At 65.7% G+C, this 25748-nt stretch carries 21 protein-coding genes and 2 tRNA genes; 13 read left to right on the forward strand and 10 right to left on the reverse strand.

Features of this window, described 5'->3' with window-relative positions; translation table 11 throughout:
* Nucleotides 1-248: 248 nt before the first annotated feature.
* Nucleotides 249-1394, reverse strand: a complete 1146-nt coding sequence (locus ACWCIA_RS00005; protein ID WP_454159785.1) for a GNAT family N-acetyltransferase — start codon at nt 1392-1394, stop codon at nt 249-251.
* Between the two features lie 88 nt (nt 1395-1482).
* On the opposite strand from ACWCIA_RS00005, the gene ACWCIA_RS00010 reads away from it, so the two are divergent.
* The 3 genes from ACWCIA_RS00010 to ACWCIA_RS00020 all read left to right on the forward strand — a co-directional run bounded on the left by ACWCIA_RS00010 (nt 1483) and on the right by ACWCIA_RS00020 (nt 4355).
* On the forward strand, nt 1483-3531 hold the full coding sequence (locus ACWCIA_RS00010) for an NAD(+) synthase (protein WP_454159787.1): 2049 nt from the start codon (nt 1483-1485) through the stop codon (nt 3529-3531).
* Between the two features lie 25 nt (nt 3532-3556).
* Nucleotides 3557-3895, forward strand: coding sequence for a P-II family nitrogen regulator (locus ACWCIA_RS00015; protein ID WP_305824866.1), 339 nt, complete (start codon nt 3557-3559; stop codon nt 3893-3895).
* An 85-nt stretch (nt 3896-3980) separates the two neighbouring features.
* Nucleotides 3981-4355 carry a hypothetical protein gene (locus ACWCIA_RS00020; protein WP_454159790.1) on the forward strand — a complete coding sequence of 125 codons (375 nt, stop codon included), beginning with the start codon at nt 3981-3983 and terminating at the stop codon, nt 4353-4355.
* Nucleotides 4356-4400: 45 nt separating this feature from the next.
* On the opposite strand, the gene ACWCIA_RS00025 is transcribed toward ACWCIA_RS00020, so the two are convergent.
* The 5 genes from ACWCIA_RS00025 to trxB form a co-directional block, all read right to left on the reverse strand.
* Nucleotides 4401-5177, reverse strand: a complete 777-nt coding sequence (locus ACWCIA_RS00025; protein WP_454159792.1) for a phosphatase PAP2 family protein — start codon at nt 5175-5177, stop codon at nt 4401-4403.
* Between the two features lie 123 nt (nt 5178-5300).
* A complete protein-coding gene (locus tag ACWCIA_RS00030) occupies nt 5301-5909 on the reverse strand; it encodes a trimeric intracellular cation channel family protein (RefSeq protein ID WP_454159794.1) in 609 nt (202 codons plus the stop codon).
* Nucleotides 5910-6014: 105 nt separating this feature from the next.
* Entirely contained in the window at nt 6015-8222 is a 2208-nt protein-coding gene (locus ACWCIA_RS00035) for an ATP-binding protein (RefSeq protein WP_454159795.1), read from the reverse strand.
* 148 nt (nt 8223-8370) lie between these two features.
* Nucleotides 8371-9039, reverse strand: a complete 669-nt coding sequence (locus ACWCIA_RS00040; RefSeq protein ID WP_454159797.1) for a Smr/MutS family protein — start codon at nt 9037-9039, stop codon at nt 8371-8373.
* Between the two features lie 21 nt (nt 9040-9060).
* A complete protein-coding gene (trxB, locus tag ACWCIA_RS00045; RefSeq protein WP_454159798.1) occupies nt 9061-10023 on the reverse strand; it encodes a thioredoxin-disulfide reductase in 963 nt (320 codons plus the stop codon).
* A gap of 180 nt (nt 10024-10203) precedes the next feature.
* Here trxB and ACWCIA_RS00050 point away from each other — a divergent pair, with 180 nt between their 5' ends.
* The 4 genes from ACWCIA_RS00050 (at nt 10204) to ACWCIA_RS00065 (ending at nt 17700) form a co-directional block, all read left to right on the forward strand.
* Complete coding sequence (locus ACWCIA_RS00050; RefSeq protein WP_454159800.1) at nt 10204-12699, forward strand: DNA translocase FtsK; 2496 nt, start codon at nt 10204-10206, stop codon at nt 12697-12699.
* A gap of 75 nt (nt 12700-12774) precedes the next feature.
* Entirely contained in the window at nt 12775-13470 is a 696-nt protein-coding gene (gene lolA / locus ACWCIA_RS00055) for an outer membrane lipoprotein chaperone LolA (protein ID WP_454160547.1), read from the forward strand.
* Between the two features lie 225 nt (nt 13471-13695).
* Nucleotides 13696-16536, forward strand: coding sequence for a hypothetical protein (locus tag ACWCIA_RS00060; RefSeq protein ID WP_454159802.1), 2841 nt, complete (start codon nt 13696-13698; stop codon nt 16534-16536).
* Nucleotides 16537-16734: 198 nt separating this feature from the next.
* Nucleotides 16735-17700: a Bug family tripartite tricarboxylate transporter substrate binding protein gene (locus ACWCIA_RS00065; RefSeq protein ID WP_454159803.1), complete on the forward strand. Its 966-nt coding sequence runs from the start codon at nt 16735-16737 to the stop codon at nt 17698-17700.
* Nucleotides 17701-17703: 3 nt separating this feature from the next.
* Here the strand turns inward: ACWCIA_RS00065 and ACWCIA_RS00070 are convergent, their stop codons facing one another.
* A complete protein-coding gene (locus tag ACWCIA_RS00070; protein WP_454159805.1) occupies nt 17704-18252 on the reverse strand; it encodes a hypothetical protein in 549 nt (182 codons plus the stop codon).
* A gap of 207 nt (nt 18253-18459) precedes the next feature.
* Between ACWCIA_RS00070 and ACWCIA_RS00075 the strand changes: the two genes are divergently transcribed.
* From ACWCIA_RS00075 to ACWCIA_RS00085, 3 genes are all read left to right on the forward strand, one after another.
* Nucleotides 18460-19764: a replication-associated recombination protein A gene (locus ACWCIA_RS00075; protein ID WP_454159807.1), complete on the forward strand. Its 1305-nt coding sequence runs from the start codon at nt 18460-18462 to the stop codon at nt 19762-19764.
* Between the two features lie 69 nt (nt 19765-19833).
* A complete protein-coding gene (serS, locus tag ACWCIA_RS00080; RefSeq protein ID WP_454159809.1) occupies nt 19834-21129 on the forward strand; it encodes a serine--tRNA ligase in 1296 nt (431 codons plus the stop codon).
* Between the two features lie 109 nt (nt 21130-21238).
* Nucleotides 21239-21328, forward strand: a tRNA-Ser gene (locus ACWCIA_RS00085).
* A 202-nt stretch (nt 21329-21530) separates the two neighbouring features.
* Here ACWCIA_RS00085 and ACWCIA_RS00090 read toward each other — a convergent pair.
* A complete protein-coding gene (locus ACWCIA_RS00090; protein ID WP_454159810.1) occupies nt 21531-21971 on the reverse strand; it encodes a thioesterase family protein in 441 nt (146 codons plus the stop codon).
* Nucleotides 21972-22119: 148 nt separating this feature from the next.
* On the opposite strand from ACWCIA_RS00090, the gene ACWCIA_RS00095 reads away from it, so the two are divergent.
* Nucleotides 22120-22209 (forward strand) — tRNA-Ser (locus tag ACWCIA_RS00095).
* Nucleotides 22210-22325: 116 nt separating this feature from the next.
* On the opposite strand, the gene ACWCIA_RS00100 is transcribed toward ACWCIA_RS00095, so the two are convergent.
* Complete coding sequence (locus ACWCIA_RS00100) at nt 22326-23210, reverse strand: LysR substrate-binding domain-containing protein (protein ID WP_454159811.1); 885 nt, start codon at nt 23208-23210, stop codon at nt 22326-22328.
* A gap of 145 nt (nt 23211-23355) precedes the next feature.
* Between ACWCIA_RS00100 and ACWCIA_RS00105 the strand changes: the two genes are divergently transcribed.
* Both ACWCIA_RS00105 and ACWCIA_RS00110 read left to right on the forward strand, forming a co-directional pair.
* Nucleotides 23356-23931, forward strand: a complete 576-nt coding sequence (locus ACWCIA_RS00105; protein WP_454159813.1) for a YceI family protein — start codon at nt 23356-23358, stop codon at nt 23929-23931.
* A gap of 52 nt (nt 23932-23983) precedes the next feature.
* Nucleotides 23984-24799 (forward strand): DODA-type extradiol aromatic ring-opening family dioxygenase, encoded by an 816-nt coding sequence (locus ACWCIA_RS00110; protein ID WP_454159815.1) that lies wholly within the window; start codon nt 23984-23986, stop codon nt 24797-24799.
* Here the strand turns inward: ACWCIA_RS00110 and ACWCIA_RS00115 are convergent.
* Nucleotides 24796-25689: a LysR family transcriptional regulator gene (locus ACWCIA_RS00115; RefSeq protein WP_454159817.1), complete on the reverse strand. Its 894-nt coding sequence runs from the start codon at nt 25687-25689 to the stop codon at nt 24796-24798. The two genes, ACWCIA_RS00110 and ACWCIA_RS00115, sit on opposite strands and share 4 nt — an antisense overlap.
* Nucleotides 25690-25748 lie beyond the last annotated feature (59 nt).

Here is a 25748-nt window from a genome sequence, read left to right on the forward strand (position 1 = left end):
ACATGCAGGGTCCAGGCCCTTGGATACCGTCCAGTGTTTTCAGTAGTGTGGGGTGAGGCGAAGGCTTTATCTACGCAGCAAGGTCAGTGCCTTCAGGGTGGAGTCAAGCTCGTCTTCGCCTCGATTGATGGTAGCTAACCACCAACACGATCAAGATACAAGGGTGGGGTCCCGACCCCACGCGTTTGCGGCGTTTGATTATCGGAGCGGCTCGACCTCGGCCAAGAAAGGCCGCCGACACGAACGCCTCACCCCTTGAACGGATTCCGCTCGTTCAACTCACTCATGTACTCGTCGATCCCGCCCGCCTCGCGTTCCAGGAAACGCTCGATCGCATCCGCGAACGAAGGATGCGCCAGCCAGTGCGCCGACCAGGTACGCGTCGGCAGGAAGCCGCGCGCCATCTTGTGTTCGCCCTGGGCGCCGCCCTCGAATGTCCCGATGCCTTGCTCGATGCAGAACTCGAGCGGCTGGTAATAGGCCGCCTCGAAATGCAGGCAGGGCACGTGTTCCAGTTCGCCCCAGTAGCGGCCGTAGAGGGTGTCTGCCGTGTGGATCACGAGCGAGGAGGCGATCGGCCGGCCGGCGCGTTCGGCGATCACGAGCAGGATATTGTCGGGCATGGTCTTGCCGATGCGGCGGAAGAAGTCCAGGTTCAGGTAGGGCGTCGAATAATGGGCCGCATAAGTGTGGCGGTAGCAGCGGTTGAAGAACACCCAGTCGGCATCCGTGGCGTCAACCCCGCGCACCCGGCGCAGCGTCACGCCGGCATCCGCCACCTTGCGCCGCTCGGCGCGGATGTTCTTGCGTTTTTTTTGCTCCAGCGTGGCCAGGAACGCGTTGAAATCGGCATAGTCCTGGTTCAGCCAGTGAAACTGCACGCCGCTGCGGAGCAGGAAGCCTGCGTCAGCCAGCTGCCGTGCGTGCTCCTCGGGCGGGAACAGGATGTGGGTCGACGACACCTCGGTCGCGCCCTGGGTCGCCACCAATACCTCGATCAGCGCCGCGCGCGCCTGCGCGTCGACCGCCAGCAGGCGCGGCCCCGCCACCGGCGTAAACGGGATCGCGCACAGCAGCTTCGGATAGTAGTCCAGGCCATGGCGCTGGTAGGCGTCGGCCCAGGCCCAGTCGAACACGTATTCGCCGTAGGAATGGCCCTTGACGTAGAGCGGCATCGCCGCCGCCAGTTGCTCCTTGTCGTAGAGCGCGATGTACTGCGGCTGCCAGCCGGTCTCGGGCGTGGCGCTGCCCGATTCGTGCAGCGCATGCAGGAAGGCGTAGGAGAGGAAGGGGTTCGCTTCGCCCTGCTGCGCGAGCAGGCCATCCCAGGCTGCCTGGCCGATTTCGGACAGGGAAGAAACGATATGCGTGCGATAATTCAAAATTGCTTTCATACCTAGTAAAGAAGTGCCTCGGGGCCGCCCACAGCGCCCGCAGCTGCCTGGTAACGGCGCACTTCTCGCACCCCTGCGAAAGGCTGAGATGAACGACCGATTTTATAACCTGTACTCGCACGGCTTTGCGCGCGTGGCCGTTGCGATCCCGCGCTGCCGCATCGCCGACCCGGCCTACAACGTCGAGCAGACGATCCTGTTGGCGCGCCAGGCGGCCGGGCAGGGCGCGGCACTGGTCGCGTTCCCGGAACTGGGCCTGTCTGCCTACAGCTGCGAAGACCTGTTCCACCAGCGCGCGCTGCTCGACGCCTGCATGGACGGTTTACAAGCAATAGTCGAGGCATCCCGCGAATTGCCATTGGCGATGGTAGTGGGCCTGCCCCTGCGGGTCAATCACCAGCTGTTCAATTGTGCGGCGGTGGTCGCCGGCGGCCGCGTGCTGGGCCTGGTGCCGAAGAGCTTCCTGCCGAACTATGGCGAATTCTACGAATCGCGCCAGTTTAGCGCGGCCGACTGCGCCGCCGTCGAGGCCGTGCGCCTGTTCGGCGAGGACGTGCCCTTCGGCCCGCACCAGGTCTTCGAAGTCGAGAATCTTCCCCTGCTGCGCTTCCACGTCGAGATCTGCGAAGACGTCTGGGTGCCGGTGCCGCCGTCCTCGTTCGCGGCGATGGCCGGGGCCACGGTGCTGGTCAATTTGTCGGCCTCGAACGTCCTGGTCGGCAAGAGCACCTACCGCCACCAGCTGGTGAGCCAGCAGTCGGCGCGCTGCATGGCGGCCTACCTGTACACCTCGGCCGGGCGCGGCGAGTCGACCACCGACATGGCCTGGGACGGCCAGGCCCTGATCTACGAGAAGGGCGAGATGCTGGCCGAGTCGGCACGTTTTCTGGACGAGTCGCACATCATCTTCGCCGACGTCGACCTCGAGCGCATGTCGCAGGAGCGCATGCGCGCCACCACCTTCGCCCAGTCGGCGCGCCGCCATGCCGAGGAAGTGGCGCGCTTCCGCGTCCAGCGCTGCACGCTGGCGCTGCCGTTCGAAGGCAGGCTGCCGCTGAACCGCGAAGTCGAACGCTTCCCCTACGTGCCGGCCGACCGCGCCTTGCGCGACGAGCGCTGCACCGAGGTCTACAACATCCAGGTGCAGGCCCTGATCCAGCGCCTGTACTCGAGCGGCATCCAGAAGGTGGTGATCGGCGTCTCGGGCGGCCTCGATTCGACCCATGCGCTGCTGGTCTGCGCCGCCGCCATGGACCGCCTCGGCCTGCCGCGCACCAACATTCTCGCCTACACGATGCCGGGCTTCGCCACCAGCGGCCGCACCCTGAAGCAGGCGCATGCGCTGATGGAAGTGGTCGGCTGCAGCGCCCGGGAAATCGACATCCGGCCGAGCTGCCTGCAGATGCTGCGCGACCTGAACCACCCCTTCGCCGAGGGCAAGGAACAGTACGACGTCACCTTCGAGAACGTGCAGGCCGGCGAGCGCACGAATCACCTGTTCAGGCTCGCGAACCACCTGGGCGCGATCGTGATCGGCACCGGCGACCTGTCCGAGTTGGCGCTGGGCTGGTGCACCTACGGCGTGGGCGACCACATGTCGCACTACAACGTTAACGCCAGCGTGCCGAAGACGCTCATCACCCACCTGGTGCGCTGGGTGGCGGAGACGGAAGCGGTCGTGAAGGGCGGCAGCGAAGTGCTGCTCAACATCCTGGACACCGAGATCAGCCCCGAACTCGTGCCCGGCAAAGAGGGCGACGACAAGCCGGCCCAGATCACCGAGAACGTGATCGGCCCCTACGAGCTGCAGGACTTCAACCTCTATTACATCCTGCGCTACGGCATGACGCCATCCAAGGTCGCCTTCCTCTCGTGGAGCGCCTGGCGTGCGAAGACGGAGGGCCGCTGGCCGGACGAGCACGGGTCGCGCAACGAATACGCACTCGTGGACATCAAGCGCAACCTGAAGATCTTCCTGTGGCGCTTCTTCAAGACCAGCCAGTTCAAGCGCAGCTGCGTGCCGAACGGCCCGAAAGTCGGCAACGGCGGCTCGCTGTCCCCGCGCGGCGACTGGCGCGCCCCGAGCGATTCGGAAGCGACGGTCTGGCTCGACGACTTGAATAACATCCCCGATTAAAAAACCGAAAATACCAGGAGCAGACATGAAGCAGATTACCTGCGTGATCAAACCGTTCAAACTCGACGAGGTGCGCGAAGCGCTGGCCGATGTGAACGTCACCGGCCTCACCGTCACCGAAGTCAAAGGCTTCGGCCGCCAGAAGGGCCACACCGAGCTGTATCGCGGCGCCGAATACGTGGTCGATTTCCTGCCGAAAGTGAAGATCGAGGTGGTGGTCGACGACGCCATCGTCGACCAGGTAGTCGACGCCATCATCAAGGCCGCCCGCACCGGCAAGATCGGCGACGGCAAGATTTTTGTCCAGGATGTGCAGCAGGTGATCCGTATCCGCACCGGCGAGACGGGGCCGGACGCGGTCTGACCCTGTCCGGTGACGCAGGGCGTCGCTTCGTTTTCCGGGAAGCGGCCCTGCTGGCGACCACGGACGGCTATCGACAAAGGACCTTATGTTTCCAGAATTCTGGGTCAATTTTATTTCGAGCAATAACCTCGTCGGAGCGACGGTCGAGATACCCGAGGAGCACGACCGATCCGAGCTTGGTGTCGATCTGGCGTTCCTGACGCAAGAACAATCCTTCGACGAGGCAACGAATTTCTGGCCGGGGCTGGCAGTCGCAAAGGACGGATACGTACCTGTCGGCTCATGTCTTAACGGAAGCGGGGATTGGTACTACGTCAGGACCAGCGATGGTGCGGGCGGGCCGCTGTACCGCGTCTATCACGACGCGGTCGATACGAATGGCAGCTACGACCCTGGCCAGGCCATCGAGGTCGTCCTGCATCGTTACGAGGAACTTCTCGCTTACGTGGAACGAGGGTAGCAGTGGTCAAGATCCACATGGCCCGCGAAGCTTGACCACTGGCGCTTATCGCCGCCGGCCAATCGCCTGCAAGAGAACAATCACCCCCAGCACCAGAGCGCATGCAATCCAGGCCGACCACAGCGTATGACTGAGGAAATGTGCGCCGCGCATCTGTTGCATCCAGCCGACGGCCAGGCCGAAGCCGAGCGCCGCGCCGAATGCTTTCCAGGCCGTTCGTGGGCGCCCCGGCAGCCACAGGACGGCCAGCGACACCAGCCACAGTGCACTCGAGGCGTGACCCGCCGGGAAGCAGTGGCCGGGCAGGATGCCGGCGGGCAGGGCGTCGAACAGGCGGGTAATGGGTTCGCTGCCGCCGTAACGTGCCAGGTCCCAGGGGCAGTGCGCATCGCTGCCCTGCTTGAGCAGGCTGATCACCACGGGAACCAGCAGCGCGGACCACGTGACGACGCGCAGGCGCACCCGCGCGAGCGGAGCGTCGAGGACGGCCTGCGGCCAGATCGCATCGAAGGCGGCGGCGCCCATGATGGCGAGGGCGAGCAGGGTCAGCGCTCCCTTGAGGATCCGGTGGCTCAGGGTGACGGTCAGCCACGATTCGCGCCAGGGGAAACCGCCGCTGGCGCTGTCGTACATGATGTCGGCCAGGTAGAGGTCGATGTCGGTGTAGCGCCCGGCTGCGAAGATGAGCAGCGCGCAAAGGCACAAGCCTGCGACGGTGCAGGCGACGCTGCGCTTGCTCAGCAGTTGCGGCTCGACCGCAAGATCGGAAACGGGGCGGGAGGGGGCGCCGGCGTCAGGCCGGCCGATGGGGAGGTCGTGCATGGATTCCACTGAAAACACGCGGCAAGGGGGCCTGCGTCAGCGGAACAATAGCGGACGGGACGTTAGCCGCCCGTCAGCACGGCGTTAAGGCAAGGTAAAGCAGGGGCAGCCGGCGCCGGGCCGTCAGCGACCCATCTGCACGTCGAACTTCCAGGTCACCAGCCGCAGCACGCTGATGAAGAGCGCACTGCTCCACAACGCGAAATCGTGCGACACGCTCGTGTACAGGCCCATCAGCAGGAACATCCAGTTGCCGAGAAAGGCGCAGATCGCGTAGGGTTTGCCGTCGCGGAAGACCATCGGGACTTCGTTGCAGACGATGTCGCGCAGCACGCCGCCGAAGATGCCGGTGATGACGCCCATCATCGAGGCGATGAAGAGCGGCATGTTGGCGTCCAGCGCGGCCGAGACGCCGGCGATCGAGAACAGGCCGAGGCCGACGGCGTCGGCAATCACGATCAGGCGTTCGGAGACGATGTGGCGCAGGGTGCGGATCAGGGGCGAGGCGATCAGGGCCAGTACGAAGATCAGGATCGCGTATTCCTGGTGCGTGACCCAGAACAGCGGGCGGCGGTCGAGCAGGATGTCGCGCAGGGTGCCGCCCCCAAAAGCGGCGATGAAGGCGACGGTGAAGACGCCGACCAGGTCCATGCGTTTGCGGCGCGCCTCGATGAAGCCGGAAAAGGCGCCGACCAGGATCGCCATGATTTCGATGAACTTGATGAGCGTCATGCAGGGGACCGCGCTGTTGGCATGTTGCTAGCCTAACATGCCGGGCACGCCCGGCGGTAGGTCATCCATGCAAAACGCGTAGTATCCCTGCAGTCAGGTCGCGAATCAGGTAGGACCCGCGCGCTCCGTCTCGGCCAGCGGCAGGCGCACGCTGAAGACCACTTGCCCATCCTCGAAGCGGTAGCCGATCTCGCCCTCGTGCTCGCGCACGATCGTCGCGACGATGTACAGGCCCAGCCCCATGCCGGTGCGGTTGCGCGGGTTGTGCATCGAGCTGCGCTTGAAGGGGTTGAACAGCGAAGCCGCCACTTCCTCGGCGATCGGGGCGCCGGCGTTGCGCACCTCGAGCTGGACCCAGGCGTGGTCCCGGACCAGCGTGACCGCGATCGGCTGGCCGAGGTCGCCGTGGTGGCGCGCGTTGCTCAGCAGGTTGGACAGCACCTGGGCCAGGCGCCCGGCGTCGGCGCGCACCAGCACGGGCTCCGGTTTGGCGAAGCGGTAATCGATGGCCGGGTAGGCAGTGCGCGCTTCGTCGACCACGTCCTCGACCAGGGTCGCCAGGTCGACCGCTTCCAGTACCAGTCCCAGCCCGAGGCCGCCGTCGATGCGGCTCATGTCGAGCACTTGGCCGATCAGGCGCTGCATGCGGTTGCTGGAGGACTGGATGCGCTTGCCCAGGGTCGGCTGGCTGTTGCCGCGCTCGAGCAGGGTGCCGGCCATGTTGATCGAGTGCAGCGGATCGCGCAGGTCGTGGCCGAGCATGGCCAGCAGCTGGGCGCGGGTCGATTCGGTCTGGGCGCGGCGCGCGTTCGAGGCGCGCAGCAGTTCCGACAGCATCAGGCGGGCATTGTCGAGCACCGCCGCTTCCCACGGGTGGGCGCGTCCGGCCACGGTTTCGTGCCAGGCGTCGAAGGAGCCGCGCGGGGTCAGGCGCGGGCCGTTCGGGCCGAATTCGACGGATTTGTCCGGGCGCCCGGCCCAGGACACATGTTCGATCTGCTCGGTGCGCAGCAGCAGGCACCAGCCACCGCCCGGCGGGTCGAAGGGCAGGGCAAGCATGCCGACCCATTTGCCGATGCCAGCCTGCTGCTGCTCTGGCCAGTCGCCGACGTGCTCGCGCACCAGCATCTCGCTGGCCTCGGGTGGCAGCGTCTGGGCGATCAGTTCGGCGCATTCGCGCTGAATCGGTCCGTGGTGAATCACCTTGCCGTTGTGCAGGGAGACCAGGGCATGCGAGCCGGTCGCGTCGAGCAGCGCCTGCGCATGGCGCGCCAGCGCGTCGAGCGGTTCCTCGTCGACCAGCAGCGACTCGACCAGGTCGGTGCGCACGCGCGCGGCGCGTTCGACCAGTTCGGCATCCTGGCGCGCCTCGATGCTCTGGATGGTCGAGGCCATCACCTGGGCCAGCACGTCGGCCGCCATCCGGATCGCGTAGGGCACCGCGCGCGGCGACATGTGGTGGCAGGCGAGCAGGCCCCACAGGCGGCCGTTGATGACGATCGACACGCTCATCGAGGCTTGCACGCCCATGTTCTGCAGGTACTCGACGTGGATCGGCGAGACGCTGCGCAGCACGGCGAAACGCATGTCGAGCGGCACGTCGCCAGGTGCGCCGAGCATGGGAACCGGCTGGTAGCCGATGTCGGCAATCATGCGCAGGGTATTGAGTACGTACAGGCGGCGCGCCTGCGCCGGAATGTCGCCGGCCGGATAGCGCTGGCCCTTGAACGCGACCAGGTCCTCGCGCCGCGCCTCGGCCACCACGTCGCCGCTCTCGTCCGGGCGGAAGCGGTAGGCCATCACGCGGTCGAAGCCGGTGAACTCGCGCACCTGGCGCACGGCCGTCTCCAGCAAACCGTCGATGCTGCGCTGGCGCCGCACGCGCTCGATCGAGCTGTGCGCCTTGACGGCAAACAGGGCGACCTCGTCGGCGGCTACGGAGCGCGATTCGAATTCGGCGACGATGCGTCCTTTGGTGGCGTGCACAATGGCGTCGTACTCGCGGCCATCGACCGACACCGCCGCCATTGCCGGCGGGCATTCGCCGTCGACCAGCACGCCGGCGCAATCGGCGATCAGGTCGAGGCTGGCCGGCGGCAGCGGCAGGTCGCTGTAGGGGCGCCCCAGTTGCAGCGAGGGCAGGAGCATGGCGGGCACGTTCGCGCTCCAGCCGGCCAGCAAGCCGTCGCCGTCCATGAAGAGGAGAAAACCGTGCGGCTGAATCGATCCAGGCGTATGAATCGGTTCATCGGCGCAGGATGCCAGGTCGACCTGGCGGGGGGCGGGCATCGGCTCGACCGAAACTGGCTTCAATTCACTTCCCTTAATGACAACTGCGGTGGGCACACGGTGTGCGTAATGCGTGGACTGGCCGCAGGAATGGGCTACCGCCCGCGGGATGAGCAGGATTTTACAATGACAAGGAGTCGCTTGCAGCGACGGTTGGTTACTAGCAACAGCACTACAGGTCGAGCGCGGGCTTGAGCAGGACGATCAGGGCGCCATTGCCGCCGTCGGCGCGGCCGGCAACGCAGAAGGCGACGACTTCGTCGAGCTGCACCAGCCAGCTGTGCACGACCGAACGCAGCACCGGCTGGCCGCCGGGCGAACCGTAGCCGACGCCGTGGATGATGCGCACGCAACGCACGTTGCGGCGCGTGGCGCGGCGCAGGAAGTCGCCCAGCTGGCCGCGCGCGGCGTCGACCGTCATGCCGTGCAGGTCGAGTTCGTCCTGCACCTTCCAGTGGCGCTTGCGCAGCTTCTTGACGACGTCGGGGCCGACGCCGCTTGCCGCCCAGGACAGCGTGGGGTCGTCGTCGAGCAGGCCGTCGACGTCGAAGGCGTCCGACAGCGACTGTTGCAAGACCAGCGCGTCGTCCTCTTCCCGGGTCAGTACGCGCCGCGCCGGCAGTTCGCGGAGTAGCGCTTCCTGCACCGGCCGGTAGACGTAACGGTTCGACTCGGGCATCCGCTTGACGCCTTCCATGGCGCTGCGGAACTCGACGGCGCGCTCGCGTGCAATGCGTTCGCGCTTCTCGCGCTCGGCCTGTTCGATGGCGCGCAGGCGCTCCTCTTCCTTGAGCCGGTCGCGCAAGGATTTGAGGTCGGCAAAGTCTTTCATGCTCGCCATCGGTCTCCGGTTATTGGCTGCTTATTGGCTATCTTCCAGCGCTTCCAGGTAGCGCTGGGCGTCGAGCGCGGCCATGCAGCCGGTGCCCGAGCTGGTGATTGCCTGGCGGTAGATGTGGTCCTGCACGTCGCCGGCGGCGAACACGCCCGGCACGCTGGTGGCGGTCGCCATGCCCTCGGTGCCGCTGCGGGTCTTGATGTAGCCGTTGTGCATGTCGAGCTGGCCTTCGAAGATCATCGTGTTCGGCTTGTGGCCGATCGCCACGAACAGGCCGTGCACGGTGAGGTCCTTCTGCGAACCGTCGGCGGTCGAACGGATCTTGAGGCCGGTGACGCCGCTGTTGTCGCCGACCACCTCGTCCAGGGTGTGGTTCAGTTCCAACACAATCTTGCCTTCCTTGACCTTGTGCATCAGGCGGTCGACCAGGATCGGCTCGGCGCGGAACTTGTCGCGGCGGTGGATCAGGGTGACTTTCGAGGCAATGCCCGCCAGGTACAGGGCTTCCTCGACCGCGGTGTTGCCGCCGCCGATGACCGCCACTTCCTGGTTACGGTAGAAGAAGCCGTCGCAGGTGGCGCAGGCCGAGACGCCGCGGCCCATGAAGGCCTGTTCCGATTCCAGGCCGAGGTACTGGGCCGAGGCGCCGGTGGCGATGATCAGGGCGTCGCAGGTGAATTCGTGCGAATCGCCGACCAGGCGAATCGGCTTTTCGTTCAGGTAGGTCGTGTGGATGTGGTCGAACACGATCTCGGTATTGAAGCGCTCGGCGTGCTGCAGCAGGCGTGCCATCAGTTCCGGACCCTGCACGCCCAGCGGGTCGCCCGGCCAGTTCTCGACATCGGTCGTGGTCATCAGCTGGCCGCCCTGTTCGACACCGGTCACCAGCATCGGGCTCAAATTGGCGCGCGCGGCGTACACGGCGGCGCTGTAGCCGGCGGGACCGGAACCGAGGATCAGGACTTTGGCGTGTTTCTTAGTGGTCATGGGGAGTCAAGAATGATTGGGTGATGGAGAAACTGGGGACGGGACGACGAGAATCAAGGTCGTCAGGTGCAACACAGATTATAGACGATGATGCGCTAAAGCATGAATCACCGGCCTCTCAGGCCTTATATGGCTTAGAATGTCTGGATTCCGCAAAAGCGAACCCATCAACGCAGCAGCATGAGCAAGAAGAGTCCCGCAGCCCCCGCCGCCAATATCCCACGCAACACGTCGCGCACGCCGTTGCCAAGCCGCCTCGCGCGCCTCCTGCTGGAAGCGCGCTGGATCGCCATGGCCGCTGCCTTCCTGTATTTCGTGATGATCTTGTTAAGCTACAACAAGGCCGATCCGGGCTGGTCGCACGCCAACACGGTGGCGGACATCGCCAACCTGGGCGGCCGCGCCGGCGCCTGGATCGCCGACCTGTTGTTGTTCATCTTCGGTTTCTCCGCCTGGTGGTGGGGCGTGCTGTTCCTGCGCGCCGTCTGGCGCGGCTGGCAGCGCCTGAGCGGCAAGCTGGCGTCGCCGAGCGAACCGGAGCACCAGGACGAATTCATCATCCGCTGGATCGGCTTCGGGCTGATGTTCGCCGGCAGCGTCGGCCTCGAATACCTGCGCATGTGGTCGTGGAACGTGGAACTGCCGCGCGCCCCGGGCGGCGTGCTCGGCCAGCTGCTGGGCCATGCGGCCCACGTCACCTTCGGCTCCACCGGCGCGACCCTGCTGTTGCTGCTGCTGTTCGGCCTCGGCTTTTCGCTGTTCTTCCAGGTGTCCTGGCTGGCCGTGGCCGAGCGCATCGGCGAGAAGGCCGAAGCCACGATGGAATGGTTCCGCATGCGCGTCGAAGACCGCGAAGACCGCCGCCATGGCGAGGAAGCCGCCGTGCGGCGCGACGAAGCGGTCGTCACCGAGCGCGCGAAGCACGTGGAAAAGCCGCAGCGTACCGAACCGCAGCGCGCTGAACCACAACTCGCGCAGCTCGACGCCGCGCCTTCCGCGCCGGCGCCCAGGCTGATGCCGAATCCTGCGCTCGCGGTCGCGCCATCGCTGGACGCGGACGATCCGGCGCCGATGCCGGGCGCGCCGTCGCCGATCAAGATCGAGCCGCAGATGATGTCGGTGCCCAAGGGCGAACGCGCCGTGAAAGAGCAGCAGACGCCGCTCTTCCGCGACCTGCCGGGCGACTCGCCGCTGCCGCCGCTGTCCCTGCTGGACGAGCCGCCGCCGGTGCAGGAAACCGTGGCCGTCGATACCCTGGAATTCACGAGCCGCCTGATCGAGAAGAAACTGTCGGACTTCGGCGTCGAAGCCAAGGTCGTGGCCGCCTTCCCGGGCCCGGTCGTTACCCGCTACGAAATCGAGCCGGCCACCGGCGTCAAGGGCAGCCAGATCGTCAACCTGGCACGCGACCTGGCGCGTTCGCTGTCGCTGACCTCGATCCGCGTGGTGGAAACCATTCCCGGCAAGAACTACATGGCGCTCGAGCTGCCGAACCCGAAGCGCCAGATCGTGCGCCTGACGGAGATCGTCGGCTCCAAGGTCTACAACGACAGTGCCTCGAACCTGACCGTGGCGCTGGGCAAGGACATCGCCGGCAAGCCGGTCGTGGCCGACCTCGCCAAGATGCCGCACCTGCTGGTCGCCGGTACCACCGGTTCCGGTAAGTCGGTGGGCATCAACGCGACCATCCTGTCGCTGCTCTACAAATCCGATCCGGCCGACGTGCGCCTGATCCTGATCGACCCGAAGATGCTGGAAATGTCGGTCTACGAGGGCATTCCGCACCTGCTGGCGCCGGTCGTGACCGACATGCGCCAGGCCGGCCACGCGCTGAACTGGGCCGTGAACGAGATGGAGCGCCGCTACAAGCTGATGTCGAAGCTGGGCGTGCGTAATCTGGCCGGCTACAACGCGAAGATCGCGGAAGCGGCCAAGCGCGAAGAGCACATCCCGAACCCGTTCTCGATCATGCCGGACAATCCGGAGCCGCTGGAAAAGCTGCCGACCATCGTCATCATCATCGACGAATTGGCCGACCTGATGATGGTCGTGGGCAAGAAGGTGGAAGAGCTGATCGCGCGTATCGCCCAGAAGGCGCGTGCCGCCGGGATCCACTTGATTCTTGCCACCCAGCGTCCGTCGGTCGACGTCATCACCGGCCTGATCAAGGCGAACATCCCGACCCGCATCGCGTTCCAGGTATCTTCAAAAATCGACTCGCGCACGATTCTCGACCAGATGGGCGCGGAAGCGCTGCTGGGCATGGGCGACATGCTCTACATGCCGCCGGGTACCGGCCTGCCGGTGCGCGTGCACGGCGCCTTCGTGTCGGACGATGAAGTGCATCGAGTTGTAAAACATCTTCAGTCGACGGGCGAGCCGAATTACATTGAGGGCATCCTGGAAGGCGGCACGCTGGAAGAGGGCGGTGCGGGCGGTGGCGGCGACGCCATGGCCGGCGAAGGCGGCGGCGAGTCCGACGCCATGTACGACCAGGCCGTGGCCGTGGTGCTGAAGAACCGCCGCGCCTCGATCTCCCTGGTCCAGCGCCACCTGCGCATCGGCTACAACCGCGCCGCGCGCCTGCTCGAGCAGATGGAGCAAAGTGGTGTGGTCTCGCCGATGCAGAGCAACGGCAACCGCGACATCCTCGTGCCTGCCACCCAGGCCGAGTAAGCGCTGCGGTTTTTGCCGCGGCCTGTTGACTCCCGCACCGACTGACGAGGTCGAATCCCGTAGGGTGGGCTTGTGATTGAAGCCACTGGCTTCAATCACCCCACGCGGTCGTACTCACGCACACCGCACACTAAAAAGGACACGATAACTATGAAAATCAAAATCGCCGCACTGATCGCCACCCTGGCCCTGTCCGGCGCCGCCCACGCCGCCGCCCTCGACCAGTTCAAGTCCTTCGTCGCGACCACCAAGTCCGCCAAGGGCGAATTCACCCAGCAGCAACTGCGCAAGTCCGCCACCGGCAAGGCCGCCCCGGTCTCGAGCGGCAGCTTCGTGTTCGCCCGTCCCGGCAGGTTCATCTGGAACTACCAGAAGCCCTACGACCAGCTGCTGCAGGCCGACGGCGACCAGCTCTACATCTACGACAAGGACCTGAACCAGGTCACGATCAAGAAGCTCGGCAACGCCCTCGGCTCCTCGCCGGCGGCCATCCTGTTCGGCAGCAACGACCTGGAAAAGAATTTCACCCTGTCCGAAGCGGGCGCCCGCGACGGCCTCGAGTGGCTGAACGCCGTGCCGAAGGCGCGCGACACCAGCTTCGAGCAGATCAGCATCGGCCTGCGCAACGGCGTGCCCGAAGCGATGGAACTGAAGGACAACTTCGGTCAGACCTCGGTGCTGAAGTTCACCAGCTTCCAGCGCAATCCCTCGCTGGGCGCCCAGCAATTCAGTTTCCAGATCCCGAAAGGGGCTGACGTCAACCGGCAGTAAACAAGGGTTGATTTCATCAACAAATGTCGGTCACAAGGGGCGCTGCGGCGCCCCTTGCTGCTTTTTACAACAGCAGCGAAAGCCGTGTAAATATTGTCTTGCCATTATCCAATTATCATTATTACAATTGCTGATCCTGCAATTTAATCGATTATTACCTGGGGCATCATGGCAATGCTGCGCGGATTACGGAAGCTTTCCCTTTTCTCGATCGTTTCACTCAGCTTGCTCGCGGGCTGCGGCGGCGGTGGAGGCGGCGATCCGAGCGCAGCAGCGCCGTCTGTCGGCAGCGCCGGCCCGGCGCCGGTTCCCCCGCCAGTCGCAGGCGGCGAAACAGGCAGCACCACTCCCTCCACGCCGCCGCCGACCGACAGCGGCACCAGCCTGCCTCCTGCGGGCTCGAACGGCGGCAGCACCGGATCGGGTAATACCGGCTCCGGCTCCGGCAACGGCGGCGGCGGCTCGACAGGCACGACACCGCCGCCCTCTGCCGTCTACGACGCATTCCGCGTCAGTATCGACACCCGTGAGCTGACGTTCCGCGGCGAGGAGGGCACGATGCTGGGCATGGCCACCGTCGTCGGCACCGGTTCGGGCATCCCGACGCCGGTCGTCTACACGGGCAGCGTCGACCTCGGCACCTCGCTCGACCGCGTCGTGGTCGAAGTGGCGGACATGCAGGTCAACTTCAAAGTCTACCCGAAGTGGAACCTGCCTGCGGGCGAATACCGCGGCTCGCTCCAGCTCTTCGCCTGCCCGGACGAACGCTGCGCAAAACACTTCGCCGGCTCGCCGGTCACCATCCCGTACGTCATCACCATCACCAAACCGTTCACCGTCACGTCCGCGCCTGTCGCACTGACCGCGCTCAGCGGCGCTACCGCCAGCGCCAGGGTGGCGGTCGGCCTGCCGACGGGAGCGTCGTCGTTCACCGCCGCCACGGGAACCGAGTGGCTGGCGATCTCGAACCTGACGACGACAGGCTTCGAGGTGACCGCGCAACCCATGCCACCAGGCAGGTATTCCGCGCGCGTCAACGTCACTGCCGCGGGGCGCACCAGGGATGTGTCGGTCGATTACACGGTCACGGGGGACGCCAGCACGGTGCTGCACATTACCCCGTCGGCGCCGAACCTCGACCTGAGCGCATACATTTCGGGCACGGCGCGTGCCACGCTCGACGTCACATTGCCATCCTGGACGAAGGTGCTCGAGGCTGAGCTCAGCTACAAAGGAAGTACCACGGGCTGGCTCGACCTGAGCAAGTCCGGCGAGCGCAGCTACGCCCTGGCCGCCTCGGCGGCGATCCTGGCGCCCGGCCGCTACGAGGCCTCGCTGCTGCTCAAGTCCGGTCCGATGACGACGCCGGTGACGGTACCGGTCAGCTTCACGGTCGGCGCCCCCACGTGGCGCCTGGGCGGCAACACCCACTTCGCCCTCACCGCGGCTACCAGGGCGGAGCAACTGGCCAGCAACGTCACCGTCGAGCTGCCGAACGTCCCGGCGCAGAACTGGACGGCCAGCACCACGTCGGACTGGCTGAGCGTGGCTACCGCCAGCGGCACCACGGGCGGCGCGCCGCTGCGCGTCACGGTGGACCGGGCCAAGGCGCTGGCGCTGGCGAATTTCGCCTCGCACACGGCGGAGGTGGTGCTGCGCGCGGGCGACAGCCGCATCGCGCCGACCACGCTCACCTTCAACCTCCAGAAGGCGCTGCCGGAGACCCACTTCGTCAGCCCGCACACGCGCCTGCCGGGCGAGGGCGGCACCTACATCGTGCGCGGACGCGGATTCGACAGCATCGCCGACCTGTCGGCCGGGCTGCTGGTGGATGGCGCGGTGCCGCTCCAGATCACCCGGGTCAACGACACCCAGATCAATGTCCGCCTGGCGGCCGCAGCCGCGGGCACGGTCGACTTCAGCGTGCCGAACGCGCTCGAGGCCACAACCGGCGAGCCGGCGCTCAAGGTGGTGGCGCCGGCCAGCTTCGCCTACCGCGCCGTGCCCACCGCCGGCAACAAGGGCGGCCTGGTGTACGACCCGGTGCGCAAGGCGATTTATACCGCCAACAAGACCATGCATTCGGTCATGCGCTTCGCCTGGAACGGCAGCAGCTGGGACGTGTCGAGCACCTCGGTACCGAGCGTCGACGCGGTGGCGCTCTCGCCCGACGGCGCGACCCTGGTCGCCACCTCGACCACGACCGGCATCGTGCTGCTCGACCCGGCCACGCTGGCCGAGCAGGGCAGGTACGGCCCGGTGGCGGTCGGCGGCGACACCCTGAACGCGCTGCCGCGCCTGGCCATCACCAACGACGGCCGCGCCTACTTCCAGGGCGACACCTGGGGCGGCCTGGCCTACTTCGACCTGGCCAGCCGCCAGTTCGGCTCGGTGACGCGTGCCCAGGGCTACAGTTTCTACAGCGGCCCGTGGTTCAGCGTCTCCGGCGACGGCTCGCGCCTGAACATCGTGCAATCGGCCAGCATCTCGCCGAGCCCGGAAATGCTGTACATGGACAGCGCCGACCGCATGCCGAAGTCGAACCCGGCCGCGATCGATTTCTGGTACGAGGCCGCCCAGAGCCTGCGCGGAGAGCGCTTCGTCGAAGGCACCTACCGGGTCTGGGACCGCGATTTCGGGGTGGTCGGCGCTCTGGCGCTGCCGGGCTCCAACTGGTACGGACGCACGCCGGTGGTCTCGCCCGACGGCAGCCGGGTCTACGTGCTGGCCTACAGTTCGTCCGGCATGACCAACGGCACGGACAAGCCGCGCGTCTACGTGTTCGACAGCAGCCAGCGCATGACCGTCACCACCGACCTGCCCCTGCTCGGCTACTTCGCGCTGGCCGACTATCCGACCTGCAACTCGAGCGACTACTACTGCGACACCCGGGCGCTGGGTACGATCAGCCCGGACGGCAAGACCCTGTTCTTCATGGGGAACACCAACCTGGTGGCGGCCCCGATTCCGGCCGTGCTCGAGCAGGCGGCGGCCGCATCGATGCAGCGTGCGGCGGTCGGAGTCAGCATGACGCCGAAGCTGGAAGCGGTGCGGATCAAGCGGTAAGCGAAAGGGTGGAGGTGCAACGATTCAATTCTTGAATCGAGCACGTCAGCCATTGGTTTGCTGACGGTGGATTACGCTTCTATGATTGTATTTATGCAAGAGGTTCCCCTGCGGGTCAGGGGAACTGCCCCGGCACCGGAAAGCACATCGGCGAAATGTGCCCGGCCTTGCATCCCACTTACAATCAGGAGACGCGAAATGAATGCAAAGAAGTTGCTGCTTGGTGTGCTGTCGAGCATGATGCTGGTATCAGGCGCGCAGGCGGCCTATCCCGAGAAGCCGATCACGGTCGTCGTGCCGTTCCCGCCGGGCGGCTCCACCGACGCCATCGCCCGCGCCGTCGGCCCGCAAATCTCGACCCGCTTCGGCCAGCCCTGGATCGTCGACAACCGTCCCGGCGCCACCGGCGCGATCGGCGCGGGCGTGGTCAAGCGTTCGCCTGCCGACGGCCACACCGTCATGGTCGCCTCGATCGGCGTGTATGCCGTCAACCAGTTCCTGCAAAAGGGCATCGCCTATAACCCGCAGCGCGACTTCGACCTGCTGACGGTCGCCGTGCGCGCCCCGAACGTGCTGGTGGCCCGCGCCAACCTGTCAGTGTCGAACATGCAGGAACTGCTGGCCCACCTCAAGAAGAACCCGGGCAAGCTGAACTTCGCCTCCTCGGGCAACGGCAGCTCCGACCACCTGACGACCGAGCTGTTCTGGCAAAAGAGCGGCACCAGCGGCCTGCACGTGCCCTACAAGGGCGGCGCGCCGGCGATCACCGACCTGCTGGGCGGCCAGACCGACCTCTCTTTTGTGAACATCAACGCTGCGCTTCCCTACATCAAGACCGGCCGGCTGAAAGCCCTGGCCGTCACCGGCGACGAGCGCGCCGCCGTCCTGCCGAAGCTGCCGACCCTGGCCGAATCGGGCGTTCCGGGCGTGGAGGTGTATTCCTGGCAGGGCATCGCCGCACCGAAGGGCCTGCCGAAGGACGTGAAGGCCAAGCTGCACGGCGCCATCGTCGCGGCGCTCAACGAGCCCGGCCTGAAATCGAAGCTGGTGGAGCAGGGCTTCGAGGTGGTGGCGAATACGCCGGAGCAGTTCGACCGCTTCCTGGTCAGCGAGCAGGCGCGCTGGAAGGGCGTGATCGAAGCCGGCAAGATCACCGCCGACTAAGTTTCAATAGATGTTGGTGCGCAGGTCGATGTGCTTGACCGGTTCGAGCGCGAGCAGGGCGGCGTCGGTCGGCGCCGCCAGCAGGGCGACCCGGATCGCGTGCTCCTCAAAGAAGTAGGAACGGTTGGAACCGCCCAACGACGAGCGGAAGCGTCCATTCCAGTCGATCTGCACGGCCTCGCCGAGCTTGCCTTCGAACAGCGGCGACGGCAGGAAGGCCGGCCATTTCGTGGTCAACAGGCTGCCGAAGGGAGGCTTGAGCGACACGGCGAAGCCATCGCCCGTCACACGCGCCTGCAGGTTGTCGGGGCGCATAGGCCGGTCCTGGTGCCAGCCGGGGTCGCCGATCGGCCGAATCCGGTGCAAGGGCACGAAGCCCTCGGACTCGTGCACCAGCACCTCGTGGTGGATCGAGCGCTCGCCGCTCAGTTGCGGAAGCAGGTAGACGCGCGGCGCGGCGAGCCTCGCCTTAGCGTCAGCGGCGGCGCGGGTGGCTTTGGTCCAGCGAAACCAGACGTCCTGAATCACCAGGACCGGCGCATTCTTCTTCATCGGGCACTCCAGTGTGGCGACCCGGCCATTATATAAGGGGCATTCCACGCGCCGTTCCACCGATTTGCCCGCGGACGTTACGCACTGATCAAGCGTGCGCGCAGGCCGCAGCGAGAGCGGCAATGCGGGGCATCGGCTACACTAGCCACATGCACAACACTTTGCCGTCCCAAACCATGTCGTCGCCACGCGCCACCGGAGCCCGCCATGGATGACCTGTTCAGGAACGAACCGGCTGCCCCGCTGGCCGAGGCGCTGCGCCCGCGCACCATCGACGAGGTCATCGGCCAGAGCCATTTGCTGGGGCCGGGCAAGCCGCTGAACCTCGTCTTCAAATCAGGCAAGCCGCATTCGATGATCCTGTGGGGCCCGCCGGGCGTGGGCAAGACCACGCTCGCGCGCCTGACGGCCTACGCCTTCGATTGCGAATTCATTGCGCTGTCGGCCGTGCTGTCCGGCGTGAAGGACATCCGCGCCTCGGTCGAGCAGGCCGAGCAGTACCTGGCGCGCGGCAAGCACACCATCCTCTTCATCGACGAGATCCACCGCTTCAACAAGTCGCAGCAAGACGCCTTGCTGCCCTTCGTGGAGTCGGGCCTGGTGACGCTGATCGGCGCCACCACCGAGAATCCGTCCTTCGAAGTCAACTCGGCGCTATTGTCGCGCTCGCAGGTGTACGTGCTGAAGGCGCTGAACGACGACGAGATGCGCCAGCTGTTGAAACGCGCGCAGGAACGGGTGCTGGCCCACCTGAAGTTCGACGAGATCGCCGTCAGCACCCTGATCGGCTATGCCGACGGCGACGCCCGCCGCTTCCTGAACCTGTTGGAGCAGACCAAGACTTCAGCCGAGACGAGCGGCATCACCACGATTACCGGCGAATTCGTCGACAACGCGCTGACCCTGAATTCGCGCCGCTTCGACAAGGGCGGCGACAATTTCTACGACCAGATCTCGGCCCTGCACAAGTCGGTGCGCGGCTCGCATCCGGACGCGGCCCTGTACTGGCTGTGCCGCATGCTCGATGGCGGCGCCGACGCCAAGTACCTGTCGCGCCGCATCGTGCGCATGGCCTGGGAAGACATCGGCCTCGCCGACCCGCGCGCGCTGCAGATCGCCAACGACGCCGCGACCACCTACGAGCGCCTCGGCTCTCCCGAGGGCGAGCTGGCGCTGGGGCAGGCCGTGGTCTACCTCGCGATCGCCGCCAAGAGCAATGCGGGCTACAACGCCTTCAATGCGGCCATGGCATTCGTTCGCAAGGACAAGTCGCGCGAAGTGCCGGTACACCTGCGCAACGCGCCGACCAGGCTCATGAAAGAGCTCGGCTACGGCCACGAGTACCGCTACGCCCACGACGAACCGAACGCGTATGCCGCCGGCGAGACCTACCTGCCGGACGGGATGCCGGAGCCGCGCTGGTACCAGCCGGTGCCGCGCGGGGTGGAGAGCAAGATTGCGGAGAAGCTGGCTTTCCTGCGCCAGCTGGATGAGGACGCGGGTGAGGGCTGAATCTCCCTCTGGAACATCTGCCTACTTGGTACAATTGCGTTTTCGACATACTGCTCGCCAACATTCACAATGATCGACATCCAACTCCTCCGCAAAGACATCGATAACGTCGCCGCCCGCCTGGCCACGCGCAAGTACCAGCTCGACGTGGCCGGCTTCAACGCCCTCGAAGCCGAGCGCAAGTCCATCCAGACCCGCACCGAAGAGCTGCAGGGCAAGCGCAATTCGCTGTCGAAGCAGATCGGCATCCTCAAGGGCAAGGGCGAGGACACGGCCGGCGTGATGGCGGAAGTGGCGGGCCTGGGCGACGAGCTCAAGGCCAACGAGGGCCGCCTGGCCGACGTGCAGCGCAAGATGGCCGAGTTCATGGAATCGATCCCGAACCTGCCGCACGAGTCGGTGCCCGCCGGCGTCGATGAAAGCGGCAACGTCGAAGTGCGCAAGATCGGCACGCCGCCGACTTTTGACTTCGAGGTGAAGGACCACGTCGACATCGGTGAAAAGCTGGGCCTGGACTTCGACACCGCCACCAAGCTGACCGGCTCGCGCTTCTCGGTCATGAAGGGCGGCATCGCGCGCCTGCACCGCGCGCTGGCCCAGTACATGCTCGACACCCACACCGACAAGCACGGCTACCTCGAGTGCTACACCCCTTACATGGTGAATGCCGATTCGCTGCGCGGCACCGGCCAGCTGCCGAAATTCGAGGAAGACCTGTTCTCGGTGAAGAAGGGTGGCGCGGAAGGCGAGGGCGAAAGCTTCTACCTGATCCCGACCTCGGAAGTCACGCTGACGAACACGGTGCGCGACGAGATCGTGGCGCTCGACGCACTGCCGTTGAAGATGACGGCGCACACCCCGTGCTTCCGATCGGAAGCCGGCAGCTACGGCCGCGATACGCGCGGCATGATCCGCCAGCACCAGTTCGACAAGGTCGAAATGGTGCAGGTCGTCCATCCCGAGCAGTCGTATGCAGCGCTGGAAGAGATGGTCGGCCACGCCGAAACCATCCTGCAGTCGCTGGGCCTGCCGTACCGCGTGATGTCCCTCTGCACCGGCGACATGGGCTTCGGCGCCGCCAAGACCTATGACCTCGAAGTCTGGTTGCCTGCGCAGAACACCTACCGCGAGATCTCGTCGCTGTCGAACTGCGAAGCCTTCCAGGCCCGCCGCATGGGCGCGCGTTTCCGCAACGCCCAGAACAAGTCGGAACTGCTGCACACCCTCAACGGCTCCGGCCTGGCCGTGGGCCGCACCCTGGTCGCGGTGCTGGAGAACTTCCAGCAGGCGGATGGCAGCGTCGTGATTCCGGAAGTGCTACGTTCGTACATGGGTGGGCTGGAGCGTCTCGTACCAGCAGCCTGAGAGGGAAGGGCGCCCGCAAGTTTTTTCGCGGGCGCCGATTTTGCTCTTCCGTTTTTGGCGGAGGCTGGCTATAATGCGTGTCTCTTGCAGCGACCGCAACACCGATTTAGGAGAGGTGGCAGAGTGGTCGAATGTACCTGACTCGAAATCAGGCGTACGTTAAATCGTACCGTGGGTTCGAATCCCACCCTCTCCGCCAGTAAATGAAAAAGGCTCCCTCGGGAGCCTTTTTTATTTGCTGGGGGAGAGGAGGGAGCCCCTGAGGGGCTCCCGCGTGGGATTCGAAGCCTCGCGCATACTTGCGCGAGGGCGGCCCGCAGAATGTGGGCGAATCCCACCCCCACGCTCCCGCAGGGAGCCATCTCAGGCTTTGCCTTTGACTTTGCTTTCAAGAAGCACCATCACTTCACACTTCCAGGCAACACCACAAAATCCCCCGTCTTCTCCAGCGCCCGCAAGAGCTCTGCCAGATTCACCGGCGGCACCGCCAGCTTGCGCGCAGCCAGGTCGAACCATCCGGCCGTCGAGGTCACGCGCGCGCACAAGGCGCCGTCCCTGAAAAACTCATTCCTGAGCATCATTCGGCTCGCGTCCTCCGACAAGCCTGCGATGCCGAAGTTCACAGTGATCTCGTCGAGCAGCCGGCACTCGCGAAAATACTCGACGTCGTCCCGCATCACCACTGGGCCCAGCTTGAGCCTGGCGAACTCGGACATCGGGAAGCCGTGCTCGGCGAAGTACATCATGCGCACGTCAGCGGATTTGTCGAGGTAGGCGGTGTTGCGCATGTGCGCGTTGAAGTCCATGTCGCCCCAGCCGGCGACGAGTATTTTGGTGTACATGAGAATGCCTCGTTGATGGTGAGCGGCTCGGATCCTCTTACTCTACACGTCCTGCGGCGTCGAATACGAACAGCATATTTTTCCTTGCCACAAACATGGGAGTCTCGCTATAATTCGGCCTCTCGCGAATACAAGCGACCGGTTACCAGGAGAGGTGGCAGAGTGGTCGAATGTACCTGACTCGAAATCAGGCGTACGTTAAATCGTACCGTGGGTTCGAATCCCACCCTCTCCGCCAGTAGTAAGAAAAAGGCCCTCATCGAGGGCCTTTTTCGTTATTGGTCCTGCTGTTTCTTCCGGTTCGCACGCGCCGCAAACGCGTGGAGTCAGGAGGCTCGGCGCCCCCCTCACACCCTACGGTTCGCGGGTCTCGACCAACTCCAGTGCGGTGTCGATGAAGGCGCGCACCTTCGGCGAGGCGTACTTCTGGCGCGGATAGACGAAGGAGAGCCCGCCGAAGCTGCCAAGCGTCCAGTCGGGCAGCACCGGCACCAGCGTCCCCGCTGCCTGCGCTTCGGCCGCCACGAAGTCCGGCAGCAGGCCGATCCCGCCGTCCAGCACCAGCATGGCCCGCACCGCTTCGAAATCGTCGGCAAGCACGCGTCCCTGGAGCGGCACTTCGGTTTCAAGCTTGCCCTTGGTTAGCCGCACCGAGCGCATGCCGGCGAAGCCGACGCAGGCGTGGCCGGCGAGTTCGCCGGGTGTGCGCGGCGTGCCGGCTGCGGCCAGGTAGCGCGGCGAGGCCCACAGGTGGGCGGAGAGGTCGATGAAGCGCCGCGCGACCAGCGACGAGTCCTTCAGGTTGCCGGCCCGGATCGCCAGGTCGATGCCTTCGCCGACGAGGTCGGACATGCGGTTCGACAGGATCATCTCGACGCCGGTGTCCGGATACCTGTCGAGATAGGCGCGGGCGATGCGCGGCAGCAGGGTGTGGCCGACGTCGACCGCCACGCTCACGCGCAGCAGGCCGCTCGGGCGGTCCCTGGCCGAGGACAGCGCCGCTTCGCCGAGCTCGATTTCCTGTACCGCCTTCGCACAGTGCTCGTAGTAGCGCTGGCCGGCTTCGGTCATGTTCAGCTTGCGCGTGGTCCGGTGCAGCAGGCTCACGCCCAGCCGTTTTTCCAGGCCCGCCACCTTGGCGCTGACCGTGGTCTTCGGCATCTTCATCAGGCGGGCGGCGGCGGAGAAGCTGCCGCTGTCGACGACTTTCACGAAAACGTGAATCGCATCCAGGTCCATGATTGTCCAGTTGGTGGCACAGTGATTCCCTATTTTACCGTCTAGTAGGGAGGCGGGAGGAGGGCTAGAGTAGCGGTATCGGCAGCACCTGATGCATCCGCATTGCATCCCGCATTGCATTCAACAACCAGACGAGGACCCCCACATGAACCAGCTCAGCAAAATCGTCGCCGCCATCGTCATCGCCACCAGCGCAGGCTCGGCCTTCGCCGCGCCCAAGACCTATGCCGCCGACCCGGCCCACACCGTCGCGCGCTTCAGCTACAACCACCTCGGCTTCTCGACCCAGCTGTCGCGCTTCAACACGACCAAGGCCGAGGTGTCGCTCGACCAGCAGGCGAAGCAGGCGTCGGTGAACGTGACGATCGACATGAAGTCGGTCGATACCGGCGTCGCCGCGTTCGACGAGCACATCCAGGCCGCCGAATTCCTCGACACCGCGAAATTCCCGACCGCGACTTTCAAGTCGACCCGCGTCGTGTTCGAGGGCGACAAGCCGGCGAAGATCGAGGGCAACCTGACGATCAAGGGCGTCACCAAGCCGGTCACGCTGACCGTGACCTCCTTCCAGGCCGCCCAGCATCCGATGCTCAAGAAGGACGCCATCGGCGCCAACGCCTACACCGTGATCAAGCGCTCGGACTTCGGCGCGGCCAAGTACGTGCCGGCCGTGAGCGACGAGGTGCGCATCGACGTCGCTATCGAGGCGATCGCGCAGTAAGAAAGTACAAGGCGGCAGCCGAGGCGCTGCCGCCCCCGAACAAGGAGCTATCATGAACCAGTCCAGGCAGCCCGTGTATTTCCTCTCCCATGGCGGCGGGCCATGGCCCTGGGTAGACGGAATGCGCCAGGCCTTCGCCAACACCGCGCGCGAGTTCGCCGCCTTGCCCGGCCGCCTGCCCGCGAGGCCAAAGGCCATCCTGGCCATCTCCGGGCACTGGGAAGCGCCGGGCTTCATGGTATCGACCGCGGCGCGGCCGCCTATGGAATACGATTACTTCGGCTTCCCCGAGCATACCTACCAGGTGCAGTACCCGGCGCCAGGCGATCCGGTACTGGCAGCGCGGGTGAAGGTGCTGCTGGAGGCCGCCGGCATGGCTGCGGGCGAAGATGCGCAACGCGGCTTCGACCACGGCGTCTTCGTGCCGCTGGCCCTGATGTATCCGGAGGCCGACATCCCGGTCGTCATGCTGTCGCTCAAATCCAGCTACGACCCGGCCGAGCATATCCGCGTCGGCCAGGCGCTGGCGCCCCTGCGCGACGAAGGCGTGCTGATCATCGGCAGCGGGCTCACCTACCACAACATGCGCGGCTTCAACCGCGACGAGTCGACCTCGCCGGCGACCCAGTTCGAGCGCTACCTGGACGGCGTCATCCGCCAGCAGGACCCGGCCACGCGCAACGCCATGCTGGTGGACTGGGAAGCGGCGCCCGCCGCACGCCTGGCGCATCCGCGCGAAGACCACCTGCTGCCGCTGATGGTGGTGGCCGGGGCGGCCGGAGACGACGTCGGGCAGGCCCTGTTCGTCGACCATGTGTTCAAGGTGCCGATGGCGTCCTATGAATTCGGCGGTCCCGCAGTTCGCTAGCCTTTATAGCGGATCGCATCGATGACCAGCCCCAGCGCCCGCGAAGAGTGGCGCCGGCTCGGGTAGTAGGCATGCAGGCCCGGGAAGGCCGGGCACCAGTCTTCCATCACGCTCACCAGGCGCCCGGCCGCGATGTGCGGGTCGACCAGGCTGTCCGGGAGGAAGCCGATCCCGGTGCCGACCAGCGCCGCGCCGAGGATGTGGTAGGCATTCGTGAACACGGCCTGGCCGCGCACGCGCGCCTCGAAGGGCTGTCCCTCGTGCACCAGTTCCCAGGCGTACAGGCCGCCGCTGCCGGCCAGGCGCAGGGAGATGCAGTTGTGCTTCATGAGGTCCTGCAGCGATGCGGGCCTTGGGCGCCGCTCGAAGTACTGCGGGGCGGCGACGATGCGCATGGCGACGTCGGGCGTCAGGCGCACCGCGATCATGTCCTTTTCCACCTGGTCGCCGTGGCGCACGCCGATGTCGTAGCGTTCGGCGGCGATATCGACCAGGCGGTAGTCGGAACTGATCTCGACGTGCAGGTCGGGATACTGCGGCAGCAGGGGCGCGATGCGCGGCCACAGCACGGTGTCGATCACGTGGTCGATCGCCGTGATGCGGATCGTGCCCGCCGGCTTGCCGCCGAGGTCGCTGACGGCCGCGATTTCCGCTTCGATTTCCTCCAGGCGCGGCGCCACGTTCTGCAGCAGGCGTTCGCCGGCCTCGGTCGGAGAGACGCTGCGCGTGGTGCGCGTCAGCAGGCGCACGCCGAGGCGGCTTTCCAGCGAGCGGATGATGTGGCTGAGCGCCGATTGCGTCATGCCGAGCCTGGCGGCGGCGCGCGTGAAGCTGCGCTCGCGCGCGACGGCAAGGAAGACGAGGATGTCGTTGAGGTTCTCGCGGGCCATGCGGGTCCTGGGTAATGGGATTTCATGAATCCTACCGCAGAATCGCCGAGCTCATCCAT

It is taken from the genome of Massilia sp. SYSU DXS3249, assembly GCF_053668055.1.